Annotated in this window: 12 protein-coding genes and 1 other annotated feature; of the genes, 4 read left to right on the top strand and 8 right to left on the bottom strand. The window is 28.8% G+C overall.

Translation table 11 applies throughout. From position 1 onward, the window contains the following. Positions 1 to 500: 500 nt before the first annotated feature. The 8 genes from HMPREF9127_RS01035 to HMPREF9127_RS01000 form a co-directional block, all read right to left on the bottom strand. The gene (locus HMPREF9127_RS01035) at positions 501 to 932 is read right to left on the bottom strand and encodes an MOSC domain-containing protein (RefSeq protein WP_009447901.1); all 432 of its coding nucleotides are present in this window, start codon (positions 930 to 932) and stop codon (positions 501 to 503) included. Then, positions 932 to 1,333 (bottom strand): cyclic pyranopterin monophosphate synthase MoaC, encoded by a 402-nt coding sequence (moaC, locus tag HMPREF9127_RS01030; RefSeq protein WP_083814264.1) that lies wholly within the window; start codon positions 1,331 to 1,333, stop codon positions 932 to 934. Before moaC ends, HMPREF9127_RS01035 begins: the two co-directional genes overlap by 1 nt. Positions 1,334 to 1,417: 84 nt before the next feature. Beyond that, positions 1,418 to 2,359 carry a GTP 3',8-cyclase MoaA gene (moaA, locus tag HMPREF9127_RS01025; RefSeq protein ID WP_009447912.1) on the bottom strand — a complete coding sequence of 314 codons (942 nt, stop codon included), beginning with the start codon at positions 2,357 to 2,359 and terminating at the stop codon, positions 1,418 to 1,420. Between the two features lie 20 nt (positions 2,360 to 2,379). Beyond that, entirely contained in the window at positions 2,380 to 3,423 is a 1,044-nt protein-coding gene (locus tag HMPREF9127_RS01020) for a sulfate/molybdate ABC transporter ATP-binding protein (protein ID WP_009448196.1), read from the bottom strand. A 16-nt stretch (positions 3,424 to 3,439) separates the two neighbouring features. Continuing rightward, entirely contained in the window at positions 3,440 to 4,102 is a 663-nt protein-coding gene (gene modB, locus HMPREF9127_RS01015; RefSeq protein ID WP_009448367.1) for a molybdate ABC transporter permease subunit, read from the bottom strand. 43 nt (positions 4,103 to 4,145) lie between these two features. Further along, complete coding sequence (gene modA, locus HMPREF9127_RS01010) at positions 4,146 to 4,964, bottom strand: molybdate ABC transporter substrate-binding protein (RefSeq protein WP_009448404.1); 819 nt, start codon at positions 4,962 to 4,964, stop codon at positions 4,146 to 4,148. Positions 4,965 to 5,975: 1,011 nt separating this feature from the next. After that, positions 5,976 to 7,100: a hypothetical protein gene (locus tag HMPREF9127_RS01005; RefSeq protein ID WP_009448230.1), complete on the bottom strand. Its 1,125-nt coding sequence runs from the start codon at positions 7,098 to 7,100 to the stop codon at positions 5,976 to 5,978. 748 nt (positions 7,101 to 7,848) lie between these two features. Beyond that, the gene (locus HMPREF9127_RS01000) at positions 7,849 to 8,535 is read right to left on the bottom strand and encodes a Crp/Fnr family transcriptional regulator (RefSeq protein ID WP_009448090.1); all 687 of its coding nucleotides are present in this window, start codon (positions 8,533 to 8,535) and stop codon (positions 7,849 to 7,851) included. A gap of 188 nt (positions 8,536 to 8,723) precedes the next feature. After that, positions 8,724 to 8,950, top strand: a binding site (T-box leader). Positions 8,951 to 9,053: 103 nt separating this feature from the next. Here HMPREF9127_RS01000 and brnQ point away from each other — a divergent pair. The 4 genes from brnQ (at position 9,054) to HMPREF9127_RS00985 (ending at position 12,101) form a co-directional block, all read left to right on the top strand. Then, the gene (brnQ, locus tag HMPREF9127_RS00995; RefSeq protein ID WP_009447795.1) at positions 9,054 to 10,400 is read left to right on the top strand and encodes a branched-chain amino acid transport system II carrier protein; all 1,347 of its coding nucleotides are present in this window, start codon (positions 9,054 to 9,056) and stop codon (positions 10,398 to 10,400) included. 63 nt (positions 10,401 to 10,463) lie between these two features. Next, positions 10,464 to 11,018 carry an ATP-binding cassette domain-containing protein gene (locus HMPREF9127_RS08630; RefSeq protein WP_009447857.1) on the top strand — a complete coding sequence of 185 codons (555 nt, stop codon included), beginning with the start codon at positions 10,464 to 10,466 and terminating at the stop codon, positions 11,016 to 11,018. Positions 11,019 to 11,050: 32 nt separating this feature from the next. After that, positions 11,051 to 11,374: a hypothetical protein gene (locus HMPREF9127_RS08625; protein WP_009447879.1), complete on the top strand. Its 324-nt coding sequence runs from the start codon at positions 11,051 to 11,053 to the stop codon at positions 11,372 to 11,374. After that, positions 11,367 to 12,101, top strand: a complete 735-nt coding sequence (locus HMPREF9127_RS00985; RefSeq protein WP_009447758.1) for an ABC transporter permease — start codon at positions 11,367 to 11,369, stop codon at positions 12,099 to 12,101. Before HMPREF9127_RS08625 ends, HMPREF9127_RS00985 begins: the two co-directional genes overlap by 8 nt. Positions 12,102 to 12,347: the final 246 nt, after the last annotated feature.

Here is a 12,347-nt window from a genome sequence, read left to right as displayed (position 1 = left end):
ATAAATCAATTTTTATCAATAAATGTACCTATGTTATAAATTCATCTATAATTATACAATATTTAAAATGAATAATCAAGTACCCTGAAAACATTTTTAAAGTTTGTTATTCCTAATGCCAGGACATTTTAATAATGCATAATTATTCATTTTTATAATTATTTTATTAAAAATTAAATTTGTATGTACATTAATACTGTTTTTATTCTACTTTGAACTTGTAATCTTCTATATTATATGTTAATAAGTCAGTATCAATATAATATATTAATCTAAAAAACATTTTTGAATAATCTTACAAGTTGTAAAAACTTAATTAATGAATTTTTAATGAATTTTTTAAACCATAAAAAATTTTAATGAAATTAATTTCTTATATTTTCATAAAAATTTTATAAGAACCCCACCCTTCCACGATGCTTTGCATCGGCTGGGTACCCGGGAACCTTGTTGCTTCGCAATAAAAAAGACATCTAAATTTTAGATGTCTTAAATATAATCTATTTTTCTACGATTTCAATTTTATCGTCTGCTTTTATCTTTCCGCCTTTTATTACTTTTGTGAAGATTCCTTCTCTTGGCATTACACAATCTCCAACAATATGTCTTATTTCACAGCCTAGATGACATTCTTTACCAATTTGTGTAACTTCAAGAATACAGTCTCCTACTTTTAAGATTGTCCCAATCGGCAATTTGTAAAGGACAATTCCTTCAGTTAAGATATTTTCTGCAAAATCTCCTGCTGAAAGTGTAGGAAGTTTTTCTTTCATCGCTTCCATACTTTCAACTCCAAGCAAACTTACTTGTCTATGCCATTTTCCTGCATGAGCATCGCCGTCTATTCCGTAATCTTCAATTAATTCTATGTACTCTACGGGATGTTTTTTTATTCCCTTTCTTTCACTTATACTTACTGCTAAAACTTTCATTACTTACCCCTCACAAAATCTCCGCTTTTTCCGCCTGATTTTTCTAATAATTTAATATCCGTTATTTCAATATCCCTTTGAATTGCCTTGCACATATCATATATTGTTAGAGCTGCTATTGAAACTGCTGATAGTGCTTCCATTTCAACTCCGGTTTCTCCAACACATTTAGTTGTGGCAATTATTTCTATTTCAAAGTTTTCATAATCCATATTAAATTCAATGTCAACACCAACTAAATTTATCGGGTGGCACATTGGAATTATATCAGAAGTCTTTTTTGCTCCCATAATTCCTGCAACTTGAGAAATAGCTAGAACATCACCTTTTTTTGCTTTGCCCTTTACAACTATATTAAAAGTTTCTTCATTTAATTTAACTTTTGCAAAAGCCTTGGCAATTCTTTTAGTTTTTCTTTTTCTCCAACATCGACCATTTTCGCTCGGCCTTGATCATTAATATGAGTTAAAACTTTTTCTTCCATTTTAACCTCCGATTTTATTCATATCTCTTGCACTTTCACTCTTTCCGTCTTCAAGATGATGTTTTTCAGGTTTTTCATAAATTCCTCTCTTGAAAACTTCTTCAAGCTCTTCTCCACTTAAGCCCTTAAGATTTATTTCATCTCTTGAATGTAGGCAAGGTTTCAGTTTTCCGTCGCTTGTTAATCTTATACGATTACAATCTTCACAGAATGAACAACTTATAGGGCTTATAAGTCCTATTCTACCCCTTTGTCCTTTTATCTTGTAGATTTTTGCAACTCCGGAAACTCCGTCGAACTCCAATTCAGGAACTTTTTCCAAAACAATTTTATTTGAAATAAATTTATCCTTAGACCAATTTGCCGTTTCTCCAATTTGCATTAGCTCGATAAAACGAACTTCCAACTCGTATTCATTTGCTAAATTTACAAAGTCCTGTATTTCATCATCATTAAAGCCCCCGATTAGAACTACATTTATCTTGACCTTAAAGCCCTTTTTTATTGCATAAAAAAGACTTTCCATAGTCTTATCAAAATCATTTCTCCTTGTTATATCATTGTACTTTTCTTTTATCAAAGTGTCAAGGCTGAAATTTATTCTTCTAACTTTATTTTCAAAAAGTTCATCTGCCATATCTTTTAGATAAACTCCATTTGTCGTTATTGCAATATCTTCAATTTCATCAATCTTAGAAATCTGTTTACACAAATTAATAAAACCGCGACGAACCAAAGGTTCCCCACCTGTCAACCTAATTTTTTTTATTCCATTTTTAGATGCGACTTTAACTATCTCAACAATTTCTTCAATGGATAGAATATCACTATGACAAAGACTTTTAACCCCACTTTCGGGCATACAGTATTTGCACCTTAAATTACATAAATCAGTAACTGAAATTCTAAGGTAGGTGATATTTCTTCCAAATCTATCTTTCATATAATCTCCTATCTAGATTTTTAATTATTTTCCGATTCCAACAAAATTAAATCTTCTTTTCTTAAAGTAATAAAAAGATTATTTTCGTTTTCAACCTTTTTCCAAACATCCTTAGTTACTTCAACCCTTATGGATTTTCTTGCACCTTTTTTTCGAACTAATATTATATAAGTAAAAACATCTTCAATGACCTTGTCGATTTCAACTTCAAATGAATTTTCATCTGATTTTACAAATTCAATAAAATGTGCACGCACTCCCAAAACCTTATGATTTTCTAAAATCATATCGCTAGTTTCAAGCTCAACATCCCAGTCCTTTGCTCTAAGTCTATTTTCTGAAATTTTTTCAATTTCAGAAAAGTTTTTACAACCGGAAATCAGACAGGACGAAAAAGTTTTAGGATTTTTAAAAAGCTCTTTCTTTTGCATAAGCTCTTCACTTTTACCTTTAGACATTACACAGATTTCCTTACAAAGTCTATAGACTTCTTCTCTACTATGTGAAACCAAAATTGTAGGAATTTTGTATTTTCTTAAAACTTCCCCAACTTCCAATTCTATTTTCCATTTTAAATAGTCGTCCAATGCAGAAAAAGGCTCATCTAAAAGGATAATTTCCGGCTTATTTATAAGTAATCTCGCAAGAGCAACTCTTTGCTTTTCTCCACCGGAAATTTCATATATTTTCTTATCTTTTAAATGAGAAATTCTCATCTCTTCAAGTTTTTCCATAATTAATTTATCAAAATTTTCTCCTTCTCTTATACCCACTTTAATATTTTCATATACATTCATATTGGGAAAAAGGGCATAATCTTGAAATAAATAACCTATTTTTCTGTCTTTTGGTGAAATATTTATCTTTTTTTCAGAGTCGAATAGAACTCTATCATTTAATACAATTCTTCCTTTATCGGGTTTTTCAATTCCTGCAATACATTTTAAAGTAAGACTTTTTCCGCTTCCTGATGCTCCTAAAAGCCCCATTATTTCATTGTCAAATTCAAATTTCGTTCTTAAATTAAATTTTCCAAAATTCTTTTCAATATCAACATAAATCATAAATTACTCCAATTTTTTATTCTTTAATCGCTTTATTTTCCAACATATTTATAATGATAAGAACTGTAAATGAAATTACAATATTTACAAGCACCCATCTATAAGCCAAAGCATCATTTCCCGTTCTCCAAAGTTGATAAACGGTAGTAGAAATTGTTGCCGTATCATTTGGAGTGTAACCTGAAACCATACTTGTCGCTCCATATTCGCCCAAGGCTCTTGCAAAACTTAAAACAAGTCCTGCTAAAATTCCCTGTTTGCAATTAGGTAAAGTTATTCTCCAAAAAATCCAAGTATTACTCTTTCCAAGTGTTTGAGCAACATATTTTAAATTCATATCGAAATTTTGAAAAGAACTTCTGGCTATTCTATACATTAGTGGAAAAGTTACGACTACAGTTGCAAAGATTGCAGAATACCAATTCATAACAAGTCTTATTGAAAATTTTTCCAAGAAAAAACTTCCGATTGCACTTTTCGGAGATAATAATCTCAAAATGAAAAAGCCGATAACCGTAGGTGGTAATACTAAAGGAAGTGTTAGAATAACATCCAAAATTCCCCTTACAAATCTATTAAGTTTTGAAATATAATATGCTAAGAATATCCCGATAAAAAAAGTTATCACAGAAGAAATTAATGCAATTCTCAGCGAATTCAAAAGAGGATAAAAATCCATAAACACTTCCCTTTCTTATTACTATTTTGTATTTTTATTTAAATTATTTCGCCATTGTAAAGCCAACTTTTTCAAAAATTGCCTTACATTCATCACCTTTTAAGAATTCTAAAAATTCTTTGGCTTCTTTTGCGTTTTTTGAATTTTTCATAATTGCAGCTGGATATAAAACGGGAGTCTTAATCATTCCTTCTTTTGCAGTTGCAACAACTTCAAGTCCAGCTGAATAAGCATCAGTTGCATAGATGATACCACAGTTTGCAACCCCTTCTTTAATCCAAGTTGTAACTTCTTTAACATTGCTTCCTAAAGTAACTTTCTTTTGAATTTCATCCCAGATTTTTAAGTTTTTCAAAAGTTCTTCTGAATATTGCCCAACAGGAACGTCAGAGTTTCCAAGAGCGATTTTAGAAATTTCAGTCTTTGTTAAATCTGTAAAATCTTTAAGTCCTAAAGAATTTCCCTTTGAAACCGCAAGAACAACTTTATTTTCTAAAAGATTAAATCTAGTTGCTTCGTCAATAACTACAGTAGCTTCAGGAGTCTTTGACTTATCCAAAGCATTCATTTGTTTTTGAGCTGCTGAAATGAAAATATCCGCTTCAGCTCCTTGTTCGATTTGTTTCTTTAAAGTTCCTGAAGAATCAAAAGTATAAACCAATTCAATATCCTTATGTTTTTCTTCATATACTTTTTTAATTTGTTCCATAGTTTCAGTCATTGAAGCCGCACAAAAAACAGTTAGCTTCTTCTTTTCTGTCTTTTCAACTTTAGTTTCTTTCTTATCTGCAGGTTTTGAAGAACAAGCAGTAAATCCAAGAATCATAGTTAAAACTAAAAATACTCTTAATAATTTTTTCATAAAATACTCCTTATACTATATTTGACTTTTAGTCAAATAAATTTTAACATTTAAAAAGAAACAAGTCAATAACTATGGTTAAGTTGTTTCTAAAATAGTCGAACGATATTAGTAAAAATAACCGATGCGGATGTGGGGTTTTTAATAATTATATAAATTTTTATTTTTACTATATTTTTTCTACTATATTTATAAAGATATTTTGATATTTATCTACTTTTAACGTCTAGCTACTAAACGAAGATTTTTCCTATATACGTCATCTTGAGCGAAGTGTAACGAAGTCAATCTAGCCCTAACTTAGATTATTTACTTGTAAATAATCTATAGTAGGTCTGACGCAAAGATTGTTCAAATCTATGATTTGAGTACAATCGACTGTGGAAATCTCATACTTATTCTTGTTTACAAGAATAAGTGAATGTATCGTAGATACATATAGAATTTTAATTTTTATTTTTGACGCAAAGATTGTCCAAATCTTTGATTTGAGTACAATCGACTGTGGAAATCTCATACTTATTCTTGTTTACAAGAATAAGTGAATGTATCGTAGATACATATAGATATTTTAATTTTTATTTCTTTCAGAAATACTATTGCTTGCTAGCAAGCAATAGTTGAGATCTTTCGACTACGCTCAAGATGACGTGTTGGGGGCTTTTCTTTGCAAAGTATTATGACGTGAACTATTTTGTTTTATATGATATGTTAAAATACAATGGGTATTAATTTTTTTCTACTATTTTTTACTATATTTTTTCTACTATATTTATAAAGATATTTTGAAGTTTATTTACTTTTAACGTCTAGCTATTAAACGAAGTTATCTCCCTTATACGTCATTTCGACTGTAGCGTTAGCGAAATGGAGAAATCTCATACTTTTGCTTTAGCAAAAGTAAATGTATCGTAGATACATATAAAAATTTTGTTTTTTATTTCTTTCAGAAATACAAACAAGCAAAAGAAAAGCAGACTCATTTGTCTGCTTTTCATAATATCTAATTATTTACTTTTCGAATAAGAACATACCTGTTACAAATTGATTATCATCAGGAACATCATCTTTTTTCAAAGGTACTTCTTTTACTTTCTTTAGTTCCGTCCCATTTATTTCATACTTTGCTAAAACCTCTTTATTATCTTCAAATATATGGAATACATAGAGATAATTATCAACTTTGAACATTCTAGTTGCTCCCGACTCCAATTTGTGAAATATTTCTTCTCCGGTCTTTATGTTTTTAAAAGTAATTCCTCCATCATAAGGAGGTAAAAAATTAGCACTTCCTAGAATATAATAATCTCCTGAAATTTCAACATCAACAACATTCTTTGTTTGCAAATCGACTTTTTCAATTTCTAATGTATTCTCATCAAAAATATACATCATATATTTATTATCATTATTCTCGTCATTTGCAAAATAATATTTATTTCCTATTTTGCTCAATCTATCAAATTTATATTGTTCCAGTTCAATGCTCTTTACAAGTTCCAAGTCATTATTATATACATATAAAAGAGTTTCTCCTATTTTGCTTTCTTTAGTAAGATCATCTTTAGCAGAAATTACAAATAAATGTTCGTCATTTGCAAAACTTAAAGAGATGTACTCAGCTTTTAGTTCTATTGTCTTTTTATTTCCACTTTCTTTATTTGTGACAGTAATATAAGATATTCCATTTGAATTTGTAGTTCCAAAAACATTTGTCTTATTTTCAGCAATAGTATAAAGCCCAAAAGGCTCTACCTCATAAGTCTTATATGAAAAGTCTTTTAGATTTACTTCTAAAATTTCTTTTCCATCATGTTTATACTCATGACCAATAACCTGTCCAAAATAAGAATCTTTATTAAAAGTAGTAGGATTGGCAAAATGACCTACATTTGTAAAAGGAAAATCTACATCTACAACTAAATTCAAGTCCTTATCATAACCTAATATTGTTGTCTTTTTGGTAAAATTTGTTGTCTTTACAATTCCAAATACAAGTTTACTTCTATCTTCTTCTGTTATTTTTGGAGTATTTAAACTTTGATTTGATGTTTTATATTTCCAAAACAAAAATACTCCAGCAAAAACCACTAAAACTACCACTAAAATGGAGATAATTTTTCTTTTCTTTGTCATAAGCTCCTCGCTTTCTACCTAACGGTTAAAAATTAGCCCTTTAAGTTTACAATTAATTTGTAAACTAAAACAGCTTATGCTAAATATATCATAAATATATTATTTTGTCAATTATTTTAACAATATTGTTTGATGTTTTATTTTACGTTTGTTTTAAAATATTAAAACCGAAATATCGTCATATTTTTAAGCAAAAAATGTTTTTTATTTGTTGTATATATTTTAAGATAATAAAAATTGAGAATTTGTTTTTATTTCTTTCAAAAATACTATTGCTTGCCAGCAAGCAATAGTTGAGATCTTTCGACTTCGTTACACTTCGCTCAAGATGACGTGTTGGGGGCTTTTCTTTGCAAGGCATTGTGACGTTAAACATTTTAGTTTATATATTATGTTTAAATAAAAATATATGGTTTTTGTTTTTATATTATATTTTTCTTATATATTTATAAAGATAATTTGAAGTTTATTTGCCTTTAACGTCTAGCTACTAACCGAATCTACTTCCTATATACGTCATCTCGACCGAAATGAGTGAAACGAATGAAGTGAATCTAGCCCTAACTTAGATTATTTACTTGTAAATAATCTATAGTAGGTCTGACACAAAGATTGTTCAAATCTTTGATTTGAGTACAATCGACTGTGGAGATCTCATACTTCTGCTTTAGCAAAAGTAAATGTATCGTAGATATATATAGAATCTTATCCTTTTTTTCACAAAAAAAGAGATAATCTTCCATTATCTCTATCCTATAATATTTTTTAAATAGTCTACATCTTTTATTAGTATTTTTTTCGTTTCGATTAACTCTATAACTCCTTTTGCATTTAGTTCTGCAAGTTTTCGAGTTACGGTTTCTCTTGTAAGTCCTGCGAATGAGCCCATATTTTCACGGCTTATATTTAATTCAAGTAAAATTCCGTCAATTTTTTTGACTCCAAAGTTTCTAGCCAGACTCAAAAGAAGTGATGCAACTTTTACATCTGCACTGTTCTCTATAAGTCTTGTTACCAAATCTTCTGCATGTCTTATTCTTAAAAAGGATTCTTCTAAAATCTTTATGGTAACTTTGGGATATTTATTTATAATTTTATCAAAACAGTCTTTAGAAAGAGAGATTACCATTGTATCTTCAATGGCTTGACCATAGTAAATATAACCAGTCTTTTTTATAAGATTAAGCCCACCGATAAAGTCATCTTTTTGATAGATATAGAGCATTTGTTCAATTCCGGAACTGCTTATCGTGTAAACTTTTATTTTACCGCTGGCTATTATATACATAGTATCGGCTTTATCTCCGGGTTTAAATAAAAATGTATTCTTTTTGTATTTCATTATATTTAATTCATCTCTGAAAGTATCAATATTTTCTATAGACAAATCAGAAAAAATCTTTAAATCTTCTAAATTAATATCTTTCTTTTTCATTTAAACCTCCTTAAAAACATTTAGTAAACTTAATTCTATCATTAATTGTAAATAAAATCAACAAATGTATATATTTTTTAGCTTTAAAATAAACAAATATTTTATCGATACAACATTTTAAAGTTTTTGATAAAAAAATTAAAAATATATTGACAAATATTTTTTAAGTGGTAAAATAATGGTCATAGATAATAAATTTGAAAGAAAGAGTAGAAAATTGAAAGTTTAAGAGAGTTAGTGGTTGGTGTGAACTAATACGGAAAATTTTTGAAAATCATCTTTTACAAAGGATTCGTGAAATGAGTAAGGAATCCCGCAGTGGTTTGCGTTACAAAAACCCGACATTGTTAGATGTTTGAGTGTTTCATTTTTTGAAAAATTAAGGTGGTACCGCGGAAATTATTTCGTCCTTTGTTCTGTTTAGAACAAAGGACTTTTTTTTGAAATAATTTACCACCATTTATATAATGAGATTATTTAAACCTAATGTCCAATATTTAAAATTTTAGGAGGTTTTTATGAAAAACAATTTATCAAGAGAACAATTTTTCAGTGTAGCAATAATGCTATTCGGTTTATTTTTTGGAGCAGGAAATTTAATTTTCCCTCCACTATTAGGAAAACAAGCAGGTGGTGTAACTTTCCAAAGTTTACTTGCTTTTGGTGTAACAGCAGTTGTATTCCCTATCTTAGGTGTAGTTTGTGTTGCAAAGACAAAAGGTCTTTCAAATCTGGCAGGTAAAGTAGATAAGTGTTTTGCATTAGTATTTACAACAATGATATATATGGCAATAGGACCCGGACTTGGAATACCAAGAGCAGGAAGTCTTCCTTTTGAAATGGCAGTTGCTCCATTTTTACCGGAAAATGTTTCAGTAAATCTTTCAAGACTTGTTTATACTTTTGTATTCTTCTTTGTAGCTTATTTAGTTTGCTTAAAGCCAAATAAATTGGTTTCCAGAATGGGTAAATTTTTAACTCCGGCTCTTTTAGTTTTAATAACAGTTATGTTTGTTGGAGTACTATTTAAAAATCCAAATGCTGTAACAAGCCCTGTTGGAGATTATGCAAATTCTTCAACTGTTAAAGGATTCTTAGAAGGATATAATACAATGGATACAATAGCCGCTTTAAACTTCGGCCTTGTAATCTCACTTGCAATAAAATCTTTCCAAGTTGAAAACGAAGAAAAAGTAATAGGTTATACTGTAAAAGTTGGTTTAGTTGCCGGTACTTTCCTTTTTGTAATATATGCAATGCTTGCTTATATAGGAATGACAACTTCAGGCTTAACTGAAAATGTTAAAAACGGTGCTGAAATATTAACAACTGTTTCACAATATGTATTTGGAAAATTCGGTATAGTTTTGCTTGCAAGTATATTTACTCTTGCTTGTCTAACAACTTGTATAGGACTTATAACAAGTATAAGTAAATTCTTTGAAACTATGACAAAAGAAAAAGTGTCTTACCATACTTGGATAGTATTTTGGACTTTCCTTTCTTTCCTAGTTGCAAACTTTGGACTTAACACAATATTAAAAGTTTCTGTTCCTGTTTTAATAGCTATATATCCTGTTTCAATAGTTTTAATAGTTCTAGGACTTACAGAAAAATATTTCGGATACAATAAATTTACTTACAGGCTTGTTTGCTACACTGTAACTTTCATATCATTAGTTGAAGCATTACAAAGTGTTAAATTAAATTTACCATTTGTATCAGAATTAGTTTCAAGTCTTCCTTTCTACAGCTTAAGTCTTGGCTGGGTTTTACCAATGGCAGTTGTTTGGTTTGTGGGAATGAGTTCAAAACTTCTTGAAAATAACAAAGCTACTGTAACAAACACAGCTTTTGATGAATAATATTGATATTAAAACCTCTTTATGCTAAAATAATTAAAAAAAGCTTTATAAGGAGGTTTTTTTATGGAAAATATTTTAAAAGTAAAGAATCTTACTAAAATGTTCGGACAAAATTATGCAGTAGATAATGTTGATATGAATATTAATCGCGGAGATATTTACGGATTTATCGGAAGAAATGGCGCAGGTAAGACAACTTTAATTAGAATTTTACTGGGTCTTTGTGAGAAAAATAGTGGTGAAGTAGAACTTTTCGGTTCAACTAATCTGCTTGAAGGAAGAGATAAAATAGGTTGTATTATCGAAAATCCTGCAATATTTCCAAAGATGACTGCTAAAGATAATATAATTGCTCAATCAAAAGTTGTAGGAATAAAGCTTAGTAATACAGAAATTGATGATTTACTTAAAACTGTTGGGCTTGATTCATCAATGAAAAAGAAAACTAAAGATTTTTCACTCGGTATGAAGCAAAGACTTTCAATTGCTATTGCACTAGTTGGAAACCCTGAATTTTTAGTTCTCGATGAACCTACTAACGGACTTGATCCGGAAGGAATCAGAGATATTAGAAATTTGATTTTAAAATTGAATAGAGAAAAAATATTACGGTTTTAATTTCAAGTCATATTTTAGGAGAACTTCATAAATTGGCAACAAGATATGGAGTTATAGATAACGGAAAACTTATCAAAGAATTTACCGCTAAAGAGCTTTATGAGAAAACCGAAGCAGGCTTTGAAATAAAAGTTAAAGAAGCTGATATTGAAAATGTTGAAACATTCTTTAACGAAAGTAATATAAATTATTCATTAGATAGAGAAAAATCTAAATTTACTATCTCCGGCGAAGAAAATTCCGATGAAATTCTAAAACAAATAACTGCAAGGGGTGTAATCCCTGCTTCTTATGGATTTAAGAATATTGATTTGGAAGATTATTTTATGGAACTTATAGGAGGTAAACATGAATAGAGTTTTAAATTATGATAAATATAAATTACAAAAAACTAAATTTTGGTGGATTTGTATATTAGTTGCAATAGCTATGAATACTATCGGTTTATATATAATGATAAAATTTTCATCTGGTTACGGCATATCAAATCTTCAATTTGAACAATATAGATCTATTGCTAATCCTGTAACTTTAGTATTTTTAATAATTCCTTGTATATTTGTTGGAAATGACTTTAAAACCGGAACTATTAAAAATATTGCTTCTAAAGGAATTAAAAGAGAAGAAATAGTGCTTTCAAAATTGATTTGGAATTTCGTTTTGGCTATTCTCTTTATGGTTTGTTCAGTAATTGCGGGATTAATAGTATTAATATTATTCTCAAAAACTTCAATAAAGTCAAAAGATTTTATAGAACTAATGAAATTAACAGGAATTGCAATTATTGCGCTTTGTGCCTTTGCCTCAATTACTACTTTAATTAGCTTTATAGTAAAGAGCTCAGGAGCTGCCATTGCAATTTCAATAGTTTTAATATTAGTATCAGAAATATTGATTAACTTAGCAGAAGTACTTTTCAAATTTAAAAATTTTTCAAAATTTTCTCCTAATTTTATTGCAAATATTGTATCATCAGGAGCATCATCAAAATCAACGACAACTTTTATAATTTCAATGTTTGTATGGATTGTAGTTTGCTCACTTTTAAGCATCTATATCTTCAAACAACAAGATATAAAATAGTAATTAATTTAAAAAGGAGTTTGAACTCCTTTTTTATTTACTAATTTTATACAAGTCCTTTGTAGAATATACAATCAAAAGTAAAATATATCATAAATACATTTTGTGGATTTTTTCATAATAAGGGAGCTTTAAATTTGCATAGTAATTTTATTTAACTATTTTTTAGTCCTTTGCAGGACTCACTATTATTTGTAAACAAATAATAGTATGAGATCTCCAGAGTCATTGTATCAAAGATACAAT

This window comes from Parvimonas sp. oral taxon 393 str. F0440, from assembly GCA_000223315.2.
Taxonomy (GTDB): domain Bacteria; phylum Bacillota; class Clostridia; order Tissierellales; family Peptoniphilaceae; genus Parvimonas.
This window is presented reverse-complemented; position numbering and strand designations above follow the sequence as displayed.